This is a genomic window from Pseudomonas sp. TWP3-2 (assembly GCF_049897765.1).
GTDB lineage: Bacteria > Pseudomonadota > Gammaproteobacteria > Pseudomonadales > Pseudomonadaceae > Aquipseudomonas.
Window position 1 is genome coordinate 308910 of record NZ_JAFCWW010000004.1, and the last position, 20348, is coordinate 329257.

General features: G+C 57.8%; 15 protein-coding genes and 1 pseudogene. 12 read left to right on the plus strand and 4 right to left on the minus strand.

The genetic code is table 11. From position 1 onward, the window contains the following. Positions 1-48: 48 nt before the first annotated feature. The 3 genes and pseudogenes from ACP7EE_RS08970 to pncA all read left to right on the plus strand — a co-directional run bounded on the left by ACP7EE_RS08970 (position 49) and on the right by pncA (position 1496). Positions 49-486 (plus strand): RNA polymerase sigma factor, encoded by a 438-nt coding sequence (locus ACP7EE_RS08970; protein WP_426234326.1) that lies wholly within the window; start codon positions 49-51, stop codon positions 484-486. Then, positions 482-802: pseudogene (locus tag ACP7EE_RS08975) on the plus strand (transcriptional regulator); the annotation flags it as partial. The gene ACP7EE_RS08970 and the pseudogene ACP7EE_RS08975, both read left to right, overlap by 5 nt. Before the next feature lie 61 nt (positions 803-863). Beyond that, a complete protein-coding gene (gene pncA, locus ACP7EE_RS08980) occupies positions 864-1496 on the plus strand; it encodes a bifunctional nicotinamidase/pyrazinamidase (RefSeq protein WP_426234265.1) in 633 nt (210 codons plus the stop codon). A gap of 119 nt (positions 1497-1615) precedes the next feature. On the opposite strand, the gene ACP7EE_RS08985 is transcribed toward pncA, so the two are convergent. Together ACP7EE_RS08985 and ACP7EE_RS08990 are read right to left on the minus strand one after the other, a co-directional pair. After that, positions 1616-2917 (minus strand): ATP-binding protein, encoded by a 1302-nt coding sequence (locus ACP7EE_RS08985; protein WP_420649061.1) that lies wholly within the window; start codon positions 2915-2917, stop codon positions 1616-1618. 4 nt (positions 2918-2921) lie between these two features. Next, entirely contained in the window at positions 2922-3623 is a 702-nt protein-coding gene (locus tag ACP7EE_RS08990; protein WP_420649062.1) for a response regulator, read from the minus strand. A 160-nt stretch (positions 3624-3783) separates the two neighbouring features. On the opposite strand from ACP7EE_RS08990, the gene ACP7EE_RS08995 reads away from it, so the two are divergent. The 5 genes from ACP7EE_RS08995 (at position 3784) to ACP7EE_RS09015 (ending at position 9870) form a co-directional block, all read left to right on the plus strand. After that, entirely contained in the window at positions 3784-4941 is a 1158-nt protein-coding gene (locus tag ACP7EE_RS08995; RefSeq protein WP_426234266.1) for an efflux RND transporter periplasmic adaptor subunit, read from the plus strand. A gap of 15 nt (positions 4942-4956) precedes the next feature. Continuing rightward, positions 4957-8067, plus strand: coding sequence for a multidrug efflux RND transporter permease subunit (locus ACP7EE_RS09000; RefSeq protein WP_426234267.1), 3111 nt, complete (start codon positions 4957-4959; stop codon positions 8065-8067). 102 nt (positions 8068-8169) lie between these two features. Further along, complete coding sequence (locus ACP7EE_RS09005; RefSeq protein WP_426234268.1) at positions 8170-8613, plus strand: hypothetical protein; 444 nt, start codon at positions 8170-8172, stop codon at positions 8611-8613. Continuing rightward, entirely contained in the window at positions 8610-9077 is a 468-nt protein-coding gene (locus tag ACP7EE_RS09010; RefSeq protein ID WP_426234269.1) for a hypothetical protein, read from the plus strand. The genes ACP7EE_RS09005 and ACP7EE_RS09010 overlap by 4 nt, the downstream gene beginning before the upstream one ends. Positions 9078-9228: 151 nt before the next feature. After that, the gene (locus tag ACP7EE_RS09015; protein ID WP_426205914.1) at positions 9229-9870 is read left to right on the plus strand and encodes a DUF1345 domain-containing protein; all 642 of its coding nucleotides are present in this window, start codon (positions 9229-9231) and stop codon (positions 9868-9870) included. A gap of 69 nt (positions 9871-9939) precedes the next feature. On the opposite strand, the gene ACP7EE_RS09020 is transcribed toward ACP7EE_RS09015, so the two are convergent. Both ACP7EE_RS09020 and ACP7EE_RS09025 read right to left on the minus strand, forming a co-directional pair. Continuing rightward, positions 9940-12591, minus strand: coding sequence for an autotransporter outer membrane beta-barrel domain-containing protein (locus tag ACP7EE_RS09020; protein WP_426234270.1), 2652 nt, complete (start codon positions 12589-12591; stop codon positions 9940-9942). A 241-nt stretch (positions 12592-12832) separates the two neighbouring features. Beyond that, a complete protein-coding gene (locus tag ACP7EE_RS09025) occupies positions 12833-15694 on the minus strand; it encodes a hypothetical protein (protein ID WP_426234271.1) in 2862 nt (953 codons plus the stop codon). Positions 15695-15930: 236 nt separating this feature from the next. Between ACP7EE_RS09025 and ACP7EE_RS09030 the strand changes: the two genes are divergently transcribed. From ACP7EE_RS09030 to ACP7EE_RS09045, 4 genes are all read left to right on the plus strand, one after another. After that, a complete protein-coding gene (locus ACP7EE_RS09030) occupies positions 15931-16959 on the plus strand; it encodes a LacI family DNA-binding transcriptional regulator (protein WP_426234272.1) in 1029 nt (342 codons plus the stop codon). Between the two features lie 190 nt (positions 16960-17149). Next, on the plus strand, positions 17150-17932 hold the full coding sequence (locus ACP7EE_RS09035) for a TIM barrel protein (RefSeq protein ID WP_426234273.1): 783 nt from the start codon (positions 17150-17152) through the stop codon (positions 17930-17932). Next, the gene (locus tag ACP7EE_RS09040) at positions 17925-18983 is read left to right on the plus strand and encodes a sugar kinase (RefSeq protein ID WP_426234274.1); all 1059 of its coding nucleotides are present in this window, start codon (positions 17925-17927) and stop codon (positions 18981-18983) included. The genes ACP7EE_RS09035 and ACP7EE_RS09040 overlap by 8 nt, the downstream gene beginning before the upstream one ends. A gap of 58 nt (positions 18984-19041) precedes the next feature. Beyond that, a complete protein-coding gene (locus ACP7EE_RS09045) occupies positions 19042-20340 on the plus strand; it encodes an MFS transporter (RefSeq protein WP_426205906.1) in 1299 nt (432 codons plus the stop codon). The last annotated feature ends 8 nt before the right edge of the window (positions 20341-20348 follow it).

The following is a 20348-nucleotide window of genomic DNA, read 5'->3' on the forward strand; positions in this document are numbered from 1 at the left end:
CTCATCATCTTCAGCGATCAGGCCTTCAGAGCCGAACTCGGGCAGCATCTGGCGCGTTTGTGGCGCTATGGTCTGCTGCTGTCGCGCAATCGGCATGTGGCCGAAGACTTGGTCCAGGCCACATGCTTGCGCGCTTTGGAGCAGGCGGGCCGCTATGTGGCCGGTACGCGCATGGATCGCTGGTTATTGAGCCTCCTGCACTCGATCTGGCTCAACGAAGTGCGCGAGCGCCGTGCGCAAGACGCGAACACCGAAGGCTGGCTGAGTGAGTACGCTGCGCAAATCGACGGTATGGCAGTGCAAGTGATCTGCCGAGTCGATGCGTTGCCCGAATTCCAGCGCGAGACTGTGTATCTGAGTTACGTCGAAGGCTTCTCGTATCAGGAAGTCGCCGACATCCTGCAAGTGCCTATCGCTAGCGTAATGAGCCGCCTGGTCGCCGCACGTCTGAAACTCGCCGAATATCCACCGGAGGTCGTCGATTAACACCCTGTCGGATGAGCAACTGGTGACGTACCTGGACGCTGAAATTGACGCTGAGCTGCGTAACCGGATTGACGCGGCCATTGCTGACGATCCGCTGCTCAGCCTGCGCGTGCAATGGCTGGATCGCAGCAGCTTGCCGTTCAAGCACGCCTACGATGAGTTGGCCCGGCAGGCGCCGCTTGATCGTCTGCAAGCGCGGCTTGATGCGACGCCCTGCCCCAAGCCTCCGAGCAACCTGCGACGCTGGTTGATCGCTGCGGCCGCCGTCGGCCTGTTGCTGCTCGGTGCGGCAGCTGACCACTTGTTTGTTCGCTGGCTTGCTTGATCTCGAAAACGCTCACTATGCTAGGTCGGTGATTATCCAAGGAGGACGATTCATGCCAATTTCGCCACGCGCTGCATTGCTGGTCATCGATGTGCAAAACGACTTCACTCCGGGCGGCCAGTTGGCAGTGCCCGAAGGTGACCTGATTGTCCCGCTGATCAACCGCCTCGCCGCGCAGTTCAAACAAGTGATCATTGCCCAGGACTGGCACCCGCCTGGCCACGCCTCGTTTGCGTCCAGCCATCCCGGACGCCAGCCATACGACGTGATTCAGCTGCCTTACGGCGAGCAAAAGCTGTGGCCGGAGCATTGCGTGCAAGGTACACGCGGTGCCGAATTTCATTCCGGGCTGGACTTGCCGCATGCGCAGTTGATCATTCGCAAGGGTTGCAATCCTGACATCGACAGCTATTCGGCGTTTCTCGAAGCGGACCGGGTGACCACCACAGGGCTTGCCGGCTACTTGAAAGAGCGCGGCATCGACACGGTATACATGGTCGGACTGGCGCTGGATTTCTGCGTGATGTTTTCTGCGCTGGATGCGCGGTCGGCGGGGTTCAATGCGTTTGTTGTACTCGACGCCTGTCGGGCGATTGATATTAATGGTTCGCTGGAACAGGCCATCGAGCGCATGCAGATATCCGGGGTCGGATTGATCCAGTCCACCGACATTCCCCACAACTGACCCACACTCCCCCTGTAGGAGCTGTCGAGTGCAACGAGGCTGCGATTTTTTGATCTTGTCTTCGCAAAAGCAACGTCAAAAGATCGCAGCCTTCGGCAGCTCCTACAGGTGGTCCGGTGTCAACACGGAGTTGGCAACCAAAGCCTGAACCGCGCCCCACCCAACGGTGAATTCTCCACCGTCAATGTCCCGCCCTGTGCTTCCAGCGCTCGCCGGCTGATCGCCAGCCCCAGACCAAACCCGCCCGTGGCCCGATCCCGGCTGCGGTCCAGTCGATAGAACGGCTCGAAGATCCGCTCGCGCTCATCATCCGGAATGCCGATGCCGTCATCATCGACCCAGATTTCACAACCTTTCGGACACACCTGCACACCCACCTGAATACGCTTTTCGCAGTAGCGCATGGCATTGCGCAGCAGGTTTTGCAGGGCGCGTGCGGTCAGGCGTGGATCGAGCGAGAAGCGTTCCAGCTGCCCATGCAACAACACGTCGATAACGATTTCGGCAGATTCTTGTTCATCGTCGACACTGCCGAGAATGCTGTCGATAAACTCGTCGAGCGACACTTCAACCTGTTCCGGCAGCTGTGCCGGGTTCTGCAAGCGGCTGTAGGACAGCAGTTCCAGCACCAATTCATCCAGTTCGCGAATGTGCGCGACCAGGCCTTGCAGACGTTCGCGACTGGCAGTCGGCAAGTCATCGGACAGCGCCAGTGCCAGACCGAAATCGAGGCGCGTCAACGGTGTGCGTAGCTCATGCGACACGGCGTTAAGCAAGTCGCGTTGTTGGTTGAGCAGGTTTTCGATATCCCCCGCCATGGTATCGAACACATTGGCCAGGCTGCCGATGTTCGAACTCGATCTGATCTGCGTGCGCTCGCTCAAATGGCCCTTGCCGAAACGCTCGGCGGTGCCTTTGAGGCGCTCCAGATCGCGCCAGTGCGGGCGCAACCACAGCAACAGGCACGCGAGCATGGTCGCGCCAATCAGCACGTTGATGCTCCAGTACAGCAAATTCACGTCCATCGGATCCGGCGGCACGACCATTTGCACCACAGTTTGGTCGTTCAGCGGCGTGACCGCGAGCGTGCGCCAGCCCCAGTCGCCAATGCGTACCACGTTTTCGCCGAGGCGCAGGCGCTCGAGCTCCGGCGTGGTGAAGCCAGCTTCATCGATGCGTGCGAGGACGATGTGCAGCGGCTGGAAATCCTTGTCCATCGACGCCGCCAGCGCCGGCCACTGATCCTGCGGCACGGCGTGAAACTGCTTGGTGATCAGCGATTGCAGGCCACGGGAATAATCGAGGTTGTAGGTGACGAAGCGATCGCGGAACGCCATGACCACCAGATCCGGCACCAGATAGATCGCCGCGCTGTAGGAGACGATCGTCACCAGGTACAGGCGAAACAGGATTCTGAACATCGACTCAGCATTCCCACTCGGAACGACTGAACAGATAACCCTTGCCCCACACGGTCTTGATCTTGCGCGCTTCGCCAGCGTGGTCGTCGAACTTGCGCCGCAGCTTGGAAATCGCCACATCCACCGAGCGGTCGGTGCCGTTGAACTCGATACCGCGCAGGCGTTGCAGGATCTGGTCGCGACTCAGCACTTCGCCGGCGTGGCGGGCCAGCACCACCAACAAGTTGTATTCGCCGCTGGACAGCTCCACCGGTTGGTCGCGCCAGGACACCGTGCGCTCGGACAGATCGATACACAGGTTGCCCATGACAATGCGGTCGTTGACGGTCATCGGCTCGCCAAGACTGCTGCGGCGCAATAGAGTGCGCACGCGCGCCAGCAACACGCGCGGTTCGCAAGGCTTGGTGACGTAATCGTCGGCGCCCATTTCCAGGCCCAGCACCTGATCGTGGCTGTCGTCGCGGGCGGTGAGCATCAGGATCGGCAGCGTCGCCGAATCGGCGCGTAACAGGCGACAGACCTGCAAGCCGTCGAGGCCCGGCAGCATCAGATCGAGGATCACCAGATCCGGCGGATTGAGCCGCGCCCGCTCGCGCACATGATCGCCACGGCCGATCACGCTGACGGAATAACCGTTGCGTTCCAGGTAGCTGGAAATCAGTTCGGCGAGGGCGGTGTCGTCTTCGACCAGCAGGATGTTCGGCATGGGGCTTAACAGTCACAAAAGAATTCAAGGCCTGAAGGATATACGCGCTCGCTCGTAACTGAGTAAAACCCTTACACAATTTCACACAGCAGCTACAAAGCTTCACCGCTACCCTCGGCGACTGTCCGTAGGATGCGGCCATCAATATTGGGGGTTGTACATGTCGAAGAATCTGCTGGCCGGGCTCGGCCTGATCGCATTGGCGCTGACGCTGAGTGCCTGTGATAAAGCCTCGAACGCCGAAGAACAGGCGCCACCGGCCACCGTACGCATCGAAACCCTCGAAGCCCGCCCCCTGTCGATCAGCAGCGAGCTGAGCGGGCGCATCGCTGCGCCGCGTATCGCCGAAGTCCGCGCTCGGGTTGCCGGTGTGGTGCTGCAACGCACTTACCGCGAAGGCAGCGACGTGAAGAAGGGCGACGTACTGTTCCGCATCGATCCGGCGCCGTTCAAGGCTGACCTCGACAGCGCCGAAGCCGCGCTGCGCAAGGCCGAGGCCAATGCGTTTCAGGCGAAATTGCAGGAACAGCGTTACGCCCAGTTGATTGATGATCAGGCCATCAGCGCTCAGGATTACGACAACGCCCGCGCTGCCGCACGCCAGACTGCCGCCGACGTCGCCGCGAACAAGGCTGCGGTCGAACGAGCGAAACTCAATCTCGGTTACGCCACCGTCACCGCACCGATTTCCGGGCGCATCGGCCGCGCATTGGTCACCGAAGGCGCATTGGTCGGGCAGAACGAAACCACGCCGCTGGCACTGATTCAGCAGTTGAACCCGATCCACGCTGACCTGACGCAGTCCACTCGTGAACTTAACGAGTTGCGCCGTGCCTTCCGCTCCGGCCAGTTGCAGCAGGTCGGTCAGGGTCAGGCCAAAGCCACGCTGATTCAGGACGACGGCAGCCTGTACCCGCTGCCGGGCAAGTTGCTGTTCACCGACATCACGGTCGATCCGGGCACTGGCCAGATCATTCTGCGCAGCGAATTCCCTAATCCAGACCTCGATCTGCTGCCCGGCAGTTTCATCCGCGTTCGGGTGGAACAAGCGGTGATCCAGCATGGCCTCACCGTGCCGCAGCGCGCCGTGCAGCGGGACAGCGCCGGCATCGCCCAGGTGCTGACGATTGACGAGCAAATGCGCGTCGCCGTGCAACCGGTGCAACTCGGCGCGGTGCAAAACGACCGCTGGATCGTTACCGGCGGCTTGAAGGCCGGCGACCGCATTGTCATCGAAGGCCTGCAACACGCGCGCGCCGGCGAAATCGTGCAGATCGACGACACCCCTCTTCCACTTGCCCAGACCTCTGGTCAGTAAGCAGGACGCTTTTATATGCCGCAGTTCTTTATCGACCGCCCGGTGTTCGCCTGGGTGGTTGCACTGTTCATCCTGTTGTCCGGTGCGCTGGCCATTCCGCAATTGCCGGTGGCGCAGTACCCCGACGTCGCGCCGCCGCAGATCGAAATCTACGCCGTGTATCCGGGCGCCTCGGCGCAGACCGTCGACGAAAGTGTGGTCAGCCTGATCGAGGAAGAGCTAAACGGTGCCGACCACCTGCTGTATTTCGAATCGCAAAGCAGCCTTGGCAGCGCCACCATCAAGGCGACCTTCCAGCCGGGCACCAACCCGGAAATGGCCCAGGTCGACGTGCAGAACCGCCTCAAAGTGGTCGAGTCGCGCCTGCCGCAAGCGGTCAATCAGCAAGGCTTGCAGGTGGAGAAAGTTTCCGCCGGCTTCCTGCTGCTGATCAGCCTGACCTCCAGCGATGGCAAACTCGACGACGTAGCGCTCAGCGATTACCTCGCGCGCAACGTGATGAACGAGATCAAACGTCTGGACGGCGTCGGCAAGGCCCAGTTGTACGGCGCCGAACGCGCGATGCGTATCTGGATCGATCCGCAGAAGCTGATCGGTTTCAATCTGACCCCGGCCGACGTGAATGCCGCGATTGTTGCGCAGAACGCTCAAGTCTCGGCCGGCAGCATTGGCGACTTACCGAACCCGAACACTCAGGAAATCACCGCGACGATTCTGGTCAAAGGCCAGCTATCGACGCCGGATGAGTTTGCCGACATCGTGCTCAAAGCCAATCCCGACGGTTCCACCGTGCGCATCAAGGATGTGGCGCGGGTCGAGATCGGCAGTCAGGAATATCAGTTCGGCACTCGCCTGAACGGCAAACCGTCCACCGCCGTCGGCGTGCAATTGTCGCCGGGCGCCAACGCGCTGAGCACTGCGACACTGGTGCGGGCAAAGATGGATGAGCTGGCGCGCTACTTCCCTGCGGGCGTGGAATACAAGATTCCCTACGACACCTCGCCGTTCGTCAAAGTCTCGATCACCAAAGTGGTCTACACCCTTGGCGAGGCAATGCTGCTGGTGTTTGCGGTGATGTTCCTGTTCTTGCAGAACATCCGTTACACGCTGATTCCGACGCTGGTGGTGCCAGTTGCGCTGATGGGCACCTTTGCGACGATGCTGGCGCTGGGGTTCTCGATCAACGTGCTGACCATGTTCGGCATGGTGCTGGCCATCGGCATTCTGGTGGACGACGCCATCGTGGTGGTGGAAAACGTCGAACGGATCATGGCTACCGAAGGCCTGTCACCGAAAGAAGCCACGCGCAAAGCCATGCAGCAGATTACCGGCGCGATTATCGGCATCACCCTGGTGCTGGTGGCTGTATTCATTCCGATGGCGTTCATGCAGGGTTCGGTCGGGGTGATTTACCGGCAGTTCTCGCTGTCGATGGCCACCTCGATCCTGTTTTCGGCGTTCCTCGCGCTGACCTTGACCCCGGCTTTGTGCGCAACGTTGCTCAAGCCACTGGCCAAGGGCGAACACCATGAAAAAACCGGCTTCTTCGGCTGGTTCAACCGCCGCTTCGAGCAACTGACTGACCGCTACCAGAGCTGGGTCGGCTATGCGTTGAAACGCACCGGGCGTTACCTGCTGATTTACGGCGTGCTGTTGATTGGCTTGGGCCTGTGCTTCGCGCGCCTGCCCTCCTCTTTCCTGCCGGTCGAAGATCAGGGTTACACCATCACCGATATCCAGCTGCCACCGGGCGCGACCAAGAATCGCACCGTGCAAGTGGCCGAGCAGCTCGAAGCGCACAATAGTGGCGAGCCGGGCATCAGCGACAGCGTGGTGATTCTTGGCTTCAGCTTCTCCGGCAGCGGCCAGAACGCGGCGCTGGCATTCAGTACTTTGAAGGATTGGTCGGAGCGTGGCAGCGATGATTCGGCGAGTTCGATTGCGGATCGCGCCAACATTGCTCTGAGCCAGATCAAGGACGCCATGGCGTTCTCGGTATTGCCGCCGCCAGTTGACGGTCTCGGCACCTCCAGCGGTTTCGAATTCCGCTTGCAGGATCGCGGCGGTCTTGGCCACGCGACATTGATGCAGGCACGCACCGAACTGCTGGCCGCCGCCGAAAAAAGCCCGGTACTGATGAACGTGCGCGAAAGTGCGCTGGCCGAAGCGCCGCAAGTGCAGCTTGAGGTGGATCGCAAGCAGGCTAATGCCCTAGGCGTCTCGTTTGCTGACGTCGGTAACGTGCTGTCCACCGCAGTCGGTTCATCGTACGTCAACGACTTCCCCAATCAGGGGCGTATGCAACGCGTTGTGGTGCAAGCCGAAGGCGACCGCCGCAGTCAGGTCGATGACTTACTGAAAATGCATGTGCGCAACGATGCCGGAAAAATGGTGCCGCTGTCGGCATTCGTCAGAGCCACATGGACCCAAGGCCCGGCACAGTTGACCCGCTACAACGGCTACCCGGCGATCTCGATTTCCGGTGAGCCGAAACCCGGTCACAGCACCGGCGAAGCGATGGCGGAAATCGAACGACTCGTCGCACAAGGCCCGAAAGGTCTGGGCCAGGAATGGACCGGATTGTCGTTGCAGGAACGCTTGTCCGGCAGCCAGGCGCCGATCTTGCTCGGTCTGTCGCTGCTGATCGTGTTCCTGTGTCTGGCGGCGCTGTACGAGAGCTGGTCGATTCCGACGTCGGTATTGCTGGTGGTGCCGCTGGGCGTGCTCGGTGCTGTGCTGGCGGTGTCGTTGCGCGGGATGCCCAACGATGTGTTCTTCAAAGTTGGCTTGATTACGATCATCGGTCTGTCGGCGAAGAACGCGATTCTGATCATCGAGTTCGCCAAGAGTCTGTATGACGAAGGTCACGACCTGATTGATGCCACGCTGCAAGCAGCACGCCTGCGCTTGCGACCGATCGTCATGACTTCGCTGGCCTTCATTCTCGGAGTGGTGCCGCTGGCGATTGCCACGGGCGCGAGTTCGGCGAGCCAGCAGGCGATTGGCACCGGGGTAATTGGCGGGATGATTACGGCGACGCTGGCGGTGATTTTTGTGCCGGTGTTCTTTGTCGTAGTCATGAAGCTGGTGCGTAAATATTCTGGCAAGAATGAACATTCGTCATAAAAAAATTGGTGGTTATACCTGTCAACTTTGGCAGGTTCGCTGATCGCCTTTAGCCTTTAGGCTGGCTCCTGTCACATCAGACTAATTAAGCAGGAGCTACTCATGACAAATGTAAGGGGCAATGCAAGTGGCTTTTTGAAAGCCACGACAACCGATCCCGAACTTCAGAAGTTTGACGCAGAAGAAATGTTTTATTCCGTGGTAGGGGGGCGCTCCTTGCAGGGGTGGGCTTCTTTGTCAGCTTGGCCGAACGAGCGAAGAAACATCGCCTTCAACTTCGTTGACGGCGGTGACATCCCCAACCAGACCTTCGATTTCGCCACCAGTCCCGAGGTTTCAGCCACGTGGTGGAAAAGTACATCCGGCAGTAGCGAGTCTCCCTATTACGCGAATAGCGGTACCGTTACTGTCAGTGTCAACGCCGCCACAGATACAGCCACGGCAAAGTTCCACTTCACTGCCGTAGCACCGAATGGCAAAGACCAGGTTACGGTTGCCGGAGAGCTGGATCTCGCGCCGAACGACCAAGGGAGCGTCAACCTATGACTGCCGCACTTACAACATCCGCAGGCACTCTGACTGCTGATGTCGATGGACTGGAACCGCCGGTGAAAGATAGCTATTCAGCGGAAACAGTACAGCTCACTGCGCAGTTCGATTCATCCTTCAAGCAACAGGCCTGGACTGCTCGGGGGGAATGGTGGATTGATGGCCGTCCGAGACGGAGTCTGAGCATTGTTTTAAACGTGGCACAAACCGCCAGTTTGAATACCGTCTACGACTTCAAGGCCGACTCCCATCTGGTCAGTGCAGTATTCGTGGAAAGACTTGCAGTTGGCGTGGATCCGTTTTACCAGGCGATCCAAGGCTCCGTTACCTTTCTCGGTTTTCCGGCTACCGGTTCGGACAAGGGGCAAATAGAAGCCATGTTCGGATTCCTTGGCCAGAACGCAGACGCGGTTCCGAAAACCGTGACGGTTTTCAATGGCAAGCTTCAGATCCAAAACTGACGGACTCATGAGTCCGCCCTGCTGTAACAAAAAACCTTGAGCTTCCGTCCATGCTGACAAAGCCTCAAGGTTTTTTGTTCAGCAGCCCAACGCCTGCCAAACTCGACACCCATGCTATGGTTCGCTCGACGCCGTCACCACAGAGCCCTCCATGCGCTTCTTCGCCCTCACCCATCCTCGCCTCTCTGCCGCCGCCCTGCTCGGCGTCGCCGTCGGCCTGCTGGCTCCCGCCGAATCCATCATCAGCAAAATTCTCATCGGCTGGAACGCCGGGGTCTGGACCTACCTGATCCTGATGCTCTGGCTCGCCGGCCGCGCCAAGGCGCCGGACGTCAAACGCATCGCCGAAGTCGAGGACGAAAACGCCGGGCTGGTGTTGTTCGTAGTATGCATTGCAGCGCTCGCCAGCCTGGCTACCATCGCTTTCGAACTGGCCGGCAGCAAGAATCTGGATACCACGCAAAAACTGCTGCACTACGGCTTCACTGCGCTGACAGTGATCGGCTCATGGCTGCTGATCGGGGTGATTTTCTGTGTGCACTACGCGCGGCTTTTTTACACCTGGAACGGCAAGGAGCCAGCGTTGCGTTTCGCTGAAGGACTGACCACGCCCAATTACTGGGACTTTCTGTACTTCTCGTTCACCATCGGCGTGGCCGTGCAGACGGCGGATGTCGGTGTGGCCACGCGGGACATGCGCAAGATCGTTTTGGCGCAGTCGTTGATCGGGTTTGTGTTCAATACGGCGATTCTGGGGTTCTCGATCAATATTGCTGCTGGATTATTTGGCTGACCGTTGCGCCGTAGATTATCCCGAGACAAAAAAATGCCCCAGCATTGCTGGGGCAGTTATGTCACTTGATCAGAAGAAGCGACTCACTCTCAAGCTGACGTTCCAGTCTTGGGAGACCGTATTGCCTTGACTGCCCCCGGCTTCACCTGCGACTTGCCAGGTGCGCTGAGCGGCCGTCCACTTTAACCCTGCTCGGTAATCAACCGAGTTGCTGGCACGATCATCATCAAAACTGTCATCGTTGATCTTGACCCGGTTAGCTTTTACAAACTCATGATTAGCCCCCAATGACACACTAGGCTCCAGCTCGCCACCGCTTACCAAGCTAATTAGACGCCCCCCTCGGACGCCGACGTTGCCCTGCACCGAACGCATGGTGTCAGCCTTGACTTCGAGGCCATTGTCCAGCTGATAACTATCGCTTTGAGTCACACCCGTTGACACACCGAGTTGAGGCTCGACAAACCAGTCGTTTTCGAAGCGAATGTGTTTACCCACTGCCAACGAACCGCTCGCGCCCAAAGCTTTGTAATCACCCTTGGCCCGCGTGCCGTCACTCATGGTGACCTTGGCCTTGTTGTCGAACTGATTGATCTTGATCATTGCGTTGACGAAGACGCCAGTTTCCTGATCGAACGTGCTTCCGTAAACGCCAGCGTTCACGCTGTCGACCGTCGCTTTGGAACCGAACTTGAGATCCATGTCCGTGCGGCTTGTGCCGACGAATCCGCCGACTACAACATCTCGACCGCCGAACACCACAGTCGTATCGGCACCACCGGTGATCCCGGTCTGGTTCTGGGTGTAGCCGTCGCCATAGGCATTCTTGACGTTATATTGATTGCCATAGGTACGCACCCAGACGCTGTTGCTCAACTTGCTTGTGTCGCTGTCACTGGCAGCACGTAGCGAAGCATCGGGTCGGACACTGAGGCCACGATCACCAATCTGCGTATTGAGCATGTTCATTTCCGCATTCAACACACTGCGTGCACTGCCAGCCAGGGCCAGGGCGGTATTGGTCGAGGTACTGACGGTTTCCTTGTCCGGGTTGAGGTACAGGCCCTGCCCTTCCTGCTTCAGCCGATAGACGAACGTTCCGGCATCCACTGTTTCCTTCCCGCCTAGCTTGAAGCTCGCATCACCGGACGCGATGTTGCCGACCTTGAGCGGTTCTGCGGTGACGGGCGTGGTGCCAGTAGCGGCTATCTGCAACTGGAATTGGCCGCTCGCACGCTCCGTCACGTTGAGGAAATCAGTGCTCAGATTCCCAAAGTCGGAACGCATATGAATGGAGCCGGTACCCGAGAGTTCGCCGACAGTCAGTTGCCGAAATGGTCCATCTGAGCTCAATCGCACAACACCGTCGTTCAGTGCAAGGCTGCGCACGGTGCTGTCGTCCGTCAAGTTCCACTGCGACCCGCTGTTGATGCTGATATTGCCGGAATTGTTGATCTGCCCGGTGAGTACCGAGTTGTTGTCCAGCATCACGATGCCATTAGTGGCGCTGTTAATGTTACCGGTCAGTGTGCTGGCATTGTTCAGCGATAGGCTCGCGACATTGTCGGCGTTACCGTTGATGGCAGAACCATTGTCCAGCACAACAGCGCCATTGATGTCGCTGTTGACGTTACCGTTGAGCATGCTGCCATTGTTCAGGGAAAGGTTGGCGACATTGTCGACGTTGCCATTGATGGCCGATCTGTTGTCCAGGCTGACTGCGGTTGCGGTACCCGCGACCGCTTGTACGTCGCCGTTCAAGGTGCTGCCGGTGTCGAATCTGGACTGGGTGACGTTTTGCAGGTTGCCGTTGAGGGTGGCAGCGTTCTGCATCAACAATGCAACGGTGCTACCGGTCTCGGCAATCACATCGCCGGTCAAGGTGCTGGCATCGACATTGAAGTTGGCGGTGGAACGGTTGATCGCTTGCAACACCGAGCCATTGCCGCCGACCAGTTCGGAACTGCCACTGACATTAATGGTGGCCACAGTCCCGGCATTCCCGGAGGAGCCAAGAATGATGGCCGATCCGGTTCCGCCGGTGACGCGGGTGTTATTCAGCATCACGTTGCTGGCGTTGACGCCGGTGTTGTCCGTCACGATTTGCAGACCGTCCTGTCCGCCAGTAATCGTGCTGCCCGTGGCGGACAGCGTAGCACCGCCCAATTGCACGCCGTAACTGGTGGCGCCTGTGCCGACGACTGTCGAGTCCGTGAGATTCAGTACAGCGAAACCCACAACGTTCGCACCGCCAGGAACACCGGTGATGACGCTATTGCCTGTGACGGTTGCAGAGGACGATGCTGGAGTATTGATATTACGTCCCAGGATAAGCCCGAAACTATTGGTGCTGGTAAGGGTACTGTTATCAATCGTGGCAGAGCTGTCACTAAGGGACAACGCCCCCCTGCCGGTCGAGCTGTTAACCGCTGCGCCTGACAAACTCAGCCGGGAAGCATCACGTGCTTCGATCCGCTGGCTTTGACCACCATTGAAAACAACGTTGGCCGCTTGCGAAGTAATAGAAAGGGCGTTTGCGTTAGTGATCGTCAGGGTTCCACCCTGGGAGACCGTCCATTCTTCGGGCGCCGGAGGATTGGTGACCGTCTCACTTTCTCCGGGATTCAGTATTCTGGCCTGCACATTAGATGAAACGAGAATAATTGCCGCAAACAAACAGCTGTTAGCTACAAATGGGTTCAAGCGAAAAGGTATTGGCATGAATACTCCGAACCGCGAACAAATTTAAAAGCGACTTTTCTGACAAACAGCCAGGAAAGCGCCACAAAAAACGTCCGACATACTAATCAGCAATCTACTTGCAAGATGTAGGAATAATCCTCAACTCAGTAGGACTTATCTGCAAACGGAGAAGGAAACCTGACCCTTGATCTTCAGAAAACAATCAATATCGCGGAAGAGGGGAATCTCTCCCGCGATAACTTCCCTCAAGATTCAACCATCACGTTGCCGGCACAGCAGTTCGGTCGCAGTAATCTCCGCTCGAAGTAATAGTGTCGAGTTTTTTGATGAGCTCAATCGACGTTTGAACCCCGCCGATGTTTGCGGTGTACCACAACTTGATCCAGGCAACCGCATTGTGTTTGGGTTGTGCAAGTTTGAAGATTGCAGCAGTACCAACGCTTGCAACATCTGGAGTGCCAGCAGCCAGTATCGTATACGGCTGGGAGTCTGCCGTGCCAGGGATCAAGGCCGTTGCCGTCGCATTGCTATGTGCTTCCATATGTACAGTAATAACCGTGTTGACCGGCAGATTGACGGCATCCTTGGGAATGCCAAGTGCCAACGTCCAGTTAGTGACCGCATTGTTCATTGCGAAACAGTCACACTGGTCTTTTAACGGATTACGGATCCGGATGGTTGGTTGCAGCAAATCGATTTTCTTGCCACTGACCGCTACATCTTGTGGCGGAGAACTGATGACGTTTTTATCAATACCGGTTTTCTGGCGTGTCCAGTGGGCTTTTACGCTTGGCGTTGGCAGGCCGCCAATAGTGATTGCCGGGACAGTAACGCTGAACGTTGTCATGTCACTGAACGGTGAAACTTCATCGACATACTTGCCATCCAGGTAGAACTTGGCGGTTTCAGTCGAGCTCAGCGGTGGATCAGCAAGTGCCAACGTCACTTCAATTTTCCCCGGTTTATCACGATCCCCCGGTTGCAAGTCGTTAGCTGTATTGGAAGCACCAGTAGTGACTGGCAAGGCAAAAGCCGGGTTGACCACTCCAGGTAACTCCGGGTACAGCCCCCCTGCGGGATAAAGATTCACCCAGAAGAACCGCTCCGGAGAAGCGAACGTATTGGTGCCACGAACAACCTCAGCCCAGATCTTGAATTCCGCGGCATCTTTGTACGCACCGAAAAGATCGGCGAAGAGTCCTGTATAGGACAAGGGAAACGTTACGTCCGCATTCGTGATGGGCATCGGGCCCAGCATCTGGAAGTTTGTAGGGTCCAAAGCATCTTCTACGTTCACCTGAACTTGGTCGCCCGGTTCCAGATTATCGATGAACGCCCGTCTAACGATCGAGGAAATAGGCTCTTCAGAGCCGTCAGCCTTGAGGAAGTTATCCAGGTAGATCGTGGTGGTTTCATTGGGATCAGTTGCGGGCACCAACGGGGCTTCGCGTAAAACCGGATCCAGCGCGAGCCCAAGTGTCAACAAGGCCGCGGGGGCGGAACTGGCGCTTTTGTTCCCCACATGGTCTGTCCAGAAGAAGTGACCCATCACCCGCCCGTTCTTGTGTTTGCGCAGTTCTGTACTGGGTACCTGGATAGCGCCTGAGGCCGGAACGACAGCATCAAATACCACGGTATCCACAATGTTCGGAGCCACGCCCGAAACCAGATGGAGTTCCAGCTTGTCATCAAGTCGACGATTCGGATACCCAACGCCGAAAACCAGTTGCAGGTTCGTGTTTGCCGCATCCTGCATCCAGGTTTCGTTGACGAGTCGTTGCGCATCAATCGGTGCATTGGTGAACTGAGCGTCAGGCGTTGGCGCGGTCAGTCGTTTGGAGGGGTACTTGAGCCCGAAAGGTGGGTTTTCGTCAATGACGACTGTTACAACATTCGATGGGTCATCGGTGCCCGCCCCGTCCTTGTAAACCAGTACTTGCACTTCGTAAGTGGTTGGAGTCGCGGGTTGAGGCAAATCCGGTAGAAGCGCCTTGGGTATTTCAATCAACATAGGGTCGGTACGATCGGAAATCGGCCCCAATACTCCGTAAAATATTTTTTTGAGTGGCTGCCCGTTGGCGCCGGCCCAGACATCATAGTCATCATCCGGCAATGGTTGGGAGAACGCAGCGAGTTTGATGATGACCTTTCCAGTATCCAGCTGACTCTTTGGAATATAATCATCTGCGATCGTATCCACCGTAATCGCCGTCGCATAAATACCATTCACGCTTGCACCCACTGTTGGCGGATTAGCTCTTGCTTTAAACGTTACTTGCTGTTGAGCAGTCATTTGCATTACTCCTTCATTGAACCCGGACGGGCTACTTTGACCAGGCGTTACCTGATCGATCTTCACGAATGATCCTTCTGATTCGGCAATAAGCCGACCACCTCGCAATAATTGACAAACAACAGTTGCGGAATCGTTATCGAACAGCGGAAATATGTGTTTCGGATACGGCACAATATGGTCGAACCCATTGGCTATCTCGTTTGCAGAGAGCGTTTTATCCCAAACGCCATAAGTACCGGCCACCTCCGCCCCACTGCCGTTCAGGGACGAATATCCTCGCCATGTAACTTTTGCGACATCACCGGAAACAGCGACGTTACTGAAATCCGGAATTCTGACGGTCGCGCCGCTGGTCAAAGGAGGTTTGGTGTTGTTATTCAAATACCCCCAAAGCGTCGCATGAGGAAACCAGGGTAACCGCAGTTTTATAAGCGGTGAGTGATCGATGGTAAGCTGCCGTTTCGGCGAGAAATCGTCATTTCCGCCGGAGCCTTTCCAGACTTCGTAATAGAGAAATACGATGCCGTCGGTGGCCAAGTGTCGAGGCGTCAAATCGAAATACAGAAAAGGATCAGTCAGGGGCGTCGGATAAACAACGTCATAAAGTCTTTGTTCTACACCGTTTTGACTCAAGATCACCCACAGGTTGTCGTTGGGTTCCGGTAGCAACCAATACGGAATAACAATTCGAGTTCCGTTTCGCAGAATCTCGCGAGGAACATGACCTTCCAGATCGCTATCGTCGATCCCCTCAACGGAAAGTGGCAGCAGTGCCAATACGCCTATGGGTGTTCTGGAGGCTTGAGTGAATGGCATCGAAGTCATTTTTACTCCACCGGCTCATACGAAAGTTTGCGGAAATTCCGTTACTCAATTCGTGTTTGGTGAAAGAAATTAGGCGCTTCAACGCGGATATTTCCTACTGTCAGATCTGACAGGTTTTACTACCGTCTGTCGGATTCGCGGGTCAGATTCCTCGACAGTGAACGCATCTTCACTTGACGCAAGCGGAGACATTGGTGTCTCCTGAAACCGGTTTCAGACAATAAGAAGACTCAACCGTGAACGATTTCTCCGCCGCCCAGCGCAGCCGCGTCACCATGCTCGACGTCGCCGAACACGCCGGCGTGTCCAAGGCCAGCGTCTCGCGCTTCATCGGTGATGATCGCGCCATGCTTTCCGATGCCATTGCCCAGCGCATCGAGCAATCCATTGCCGCACTCGGCTACAGCCCGAATCAGATGGCCCGTGGCCTGAAACGCGGCCGCACCCGACTGATCGGCATGCTGGTGGCCGATATCCGTAACCCTTATTCGATTGCCGTGATGCACGGGGTGGAAACCGCTTGCCGTGCGCATGGCTACAGCCTGGTGGTGTGCAACACCGACCGCGATGACGAGCAGGAACGTCAGCACCTTGCGCTGCTGCGCTCCTACAACATCGAGGGGCTGATCGTGAACACCCTCGGCCATCACCGGAATGAGCTGCATGAGTTGCAGCGCGAGATGCCGTTGGTGTTGGTGGACCGCAAGGTCGATGGGCTGGACAGCGATATGGTCGGATTGAACAACCCGCAGGCCATTGAGATGGCGCTGGATCATCTTGAGTTGCGTGGCTATCGGGAGATCTTGCTGATCAGCGAACCATTTGACGGCACCAGTTCGCGCATCGAGCGGGTTGCGAGTTTTCAACAGCAGATTGCACAGAGGCCAGGCTTGAGCGGCGCGGTGCTGGAAACCGGGCCGCAGCTTCCTACAGAAATTCACACCTTTTTAAACGCATCTGGCGACAAACCGAAAGCGCTGTTCTGCGCAAACGGCGTGGCGGCGCTTGCCTGTACGCTGGCCTTGAGGGAGATCGGCGCCCGGTTGTTTGAGGATGTCGGGTTGATCGCACTGGATGATCTGGATTGGTACCCGTTGGTAGGGAGCGGGATTACTGCGTTGGCCCAGCCAACGGCCGAGATTGGTGCGCGGGCGTTTGAGTGTTTGCTCAAGCGCTTGCGTGGCGATACTGAGGCGGTTCGGACATTGGATTTTGCGCCGGTGCTGGTTGAGCGTGGGTCGACCCGTGAAGTTGGCGGTGTCTGATCTGACGCTATCGCTGGCAAGTCGAATCGTCGCACCGCAGCTCCCACAGGTTCAGAGATGTACCAAGCCTTTGTGTACGACCCGGACACTGTGGGAGCTGGCTTGCCAGCGATGAGGCCGTAAAGGACAACACAGAAACACCTGATATTTTTTTGCATAAAAATGAAACCGGTTTCAGAGGTCAATAACAATGAATAAACCTGCCGTTTCCATCAGCCTGTCCAGCTACGGTGCCGAGCTTGTGCGCCTTCGCGGCCAAGGCTCATTCATCGAGGTACTGGCCGCCGCTGGCGCCAATCGCATCGAGTGGCGCGAAGAGTTGCTCACCAACGAAGTGTCCGGGCAATTGGCCGCTGCTGCTCAAGCGCAAGGCCTGCAAAGCATCTATTCCTCGCCCAGCGAATTGTGGCTGGCCGGTCAGGCGCGGCCCAATCCCGAGTTGATCACCGCGCTGCAAAACGCCGAGGCGTTCGGCTCGAAGTGGCTGAAAGTCTCGCTGGGATTTTTCACCGACAACTGCGATCTGCAAACCCTCGCGCAAATCATCCAGCAAAGTCCGGTGCAGCTTTTGGTGGAAAACGACCAGACCCTGCACGGCGGACGTATTGAACCGTTTCAGCGTTTCTTCGCCGCTGTCGAGCAACACAATTTGCCGGTCAAGATGACTTTCGACATCGGCAACTGGCAGTGGCAAGACCAGTCCGCCGCCAGTGCCGCGCGGCTGCTCGGCCGCCACGTCGGCTATGTGCACTGCAAAGCCGTGAACCGCCGCGCCGACGGCAAACTGGTGGCGGTGCCGCCGGCCGCCACTGACCTGCATCTGTGGGAACAACTGCTGCGGCACATGGACCAAGGCGTCATGCGCGCCGCCGAATATCCATTGCAGGGCGATGACCTGGTGCAACTGACCAGCGAACACGTCGCCGCCCTCGCCCGCCTCGGCCAATCCCGTCTGGAGCCTGCTCATGTCTGAGATCGATATTCTGTCGTTCGGCGAAACCATGGCCATGTTTGTCGCCGAACAGAGCGGTGATCTGGCGGCGGTCGGCGAGTTTCACAAAAGGATTGCCGGGGCCGACAGCAACGTCGCCATCGGACTTTCGCGGCTGGGCTTCAAGGTTGCGTGGTTGAGCCGGGTTGGCGCTGATTCGCTTGGGCGATTCGTGGTCGAAACGCTCGCGCGCGAAGGTCTGGATTGCAGCCATGTCGAAGTCGACGAGGCACACCCCACCGGGTTTCAGCTCAAGTCGCGCAGTGACGATGGCAGCGATCCGCAGGTCGAGTATTTCCGCCGTGGCTCGGCGGCCAGTCATCTATCGCCGCAATCGATTACGCCGACATTGCTCGGTGCTCGGCATTTGCATGCCACTGGTATTCCGCCCGCGCTGTCGGCTTCGGCGCGGGAAATGTCTTTGGAGCTGATGACGCGCATGCGCAATGCCGGGCGCAGCGTTTCTTTCGACCCGAATCTGCGTCCGAGTCTATGGGCCAGAGAGCGCGAGATGATCAGCGAGATCAACCGCCTCGCCGCCCTCGCCCACTGGGTTTTGCCGGGGTTGAGCGAAGGCCGTTTGCTCACCGGGTTTGATGATCCAGCCGACATTGCCGCGTTTTATCTGGATCAAGGCGCCGAAGCTGTGGCGATCAAGCTCGGGCCACAAGGCGCGTATTACCGTACGCAGCTCGATCAGGGTTTTGTTGCCGGGGTGCCGGTGGCGAAGGTGGTCGATACGGTGGGTGCCGGTGACGGGTTTGCGGTCGGGATGATCAGTGCGTTGCTTGAACATCAGAGTTTTGCCGAGGCCGTGAAGCGTGCGAACTGGATTGGCAGTCGGGCGGTGCAGAGTCGGGGGGATATGGAGGGTTTGCCGACTCGATCTGAAATGTGCCGTGAATTTGAGGCCGCCATCGCTGGCAAGTCGAATCGTCGCACCGCAGCTCCCACAGGGGTTGCTGGTGTTCCCTCAATCTTTGAAACAGCTGAAATACCTGTGGGAGCTGGCTTGCCAGCGATGAGGCCCTGACAGACAACAGTTTTTTTGAACCTGCTGCGACAAAAACAACAAGCTCAGGAGCAACACCATGAAAACCGCAACCCTCGCCGCCCGCCGCTGGTGGTACATCATGCCCATTGTGTTCATCACCTACAGCCTGGCGTATCTGGATCGCGCCAACTACGGTTTCGCCGCCGCCTCCGGCATGGCCGAAGACCTGATGATCACCCCGGGCCTGTCATCGCTGCTCGGCGCACTGTTCTTCCTCGGTTACTTCTTCTTCCAGGTGCCCGGGGCGATCTACGCGCAAAAGCACAGCGTGAAGAAGCTGATCTTCGTCAGCCTGATCCTCTGGGGCGGCCTCGCCACCCTGACCGGCGTGGTTTCCAACGCGTATTGGCTGATCGTCATTCGCTTCATGCTCGGCGTGGTCGAAGCCGCCGTGATGCCGGCGATGCTGGTCTATCTGTGCCACTGGTTCACCCGCGCCGAACGCTCACGCGCCAACACCTTTCTGATCCTCGGTAATCCGGTGACCATGCTGTGGATGTCGGTGGTCTCGGGTTATCTGGTGCAGCATTACTCGTGGCGCTGGATGTTCATCATCGAAGGCTTGCCGGCGGTGCTCTGGGCATTCATCTGGTGGAAACTGGCCGATGATCGTCCGGCCGAGGCCAAGTGGCTCAGCGCTGAGGAAAAGCATGATCTGGAAAGTGCTTTGGCCGCTGAACAGGTCGGGATCAAAGCGGTGAAGAACTACGCCGAGGCGTTCCGTTCGCCGAAGGTGATCATTCTGGCGTTGCAGTTCTTTTGCTGGAGCATCGGCGTTTACGGTTTCGTGTTGTGGCTGCCATCGATCCTCAAGGCCGGCGCGCAAATGGACATGATCGAGGCCGGTTGGCTGTCGGCGTTGCCGTATCTGGCGGCGGTGATCGGAATGCTGCTGGTGTCGTGGGGTTCGGACAAATTGCAGAAGCGCAAACGCTTCGTCTGGCCGCCGCTGCTGATCGCCTCGGTGGCGTTCTACGGCTCCTACGCGTTGGGCGCAGAACATTTCTGGTGGTCGTACACGCTGCTGGTGATCGCCGGCGCCTGCATGTACGCGCCTTACGGGCCGTTCTTTGCGATCGTCCCGGAGATTCTGCCGGCCAATGTCGCCGGCGGCGCCATGGCGCTGATCAACAGCATGGGCGCGCTGGGTTCGTTCGGCGGCTCGTATCTGGTCGGCTATCTGAACAGCTCCACGGGTTCGCCCGGCGCTTCGTATTTGCTGATGAGCGGCGCGCTGATGTTTGCCGTGGTGCTGACGATTTTCCTCAAGCCCGGCGCCAGTGACCGGGTAGTTGCCAAGCCGGTTGCGCCACGTCCGCTGCCGGCCCATTCCTGAATTTATAG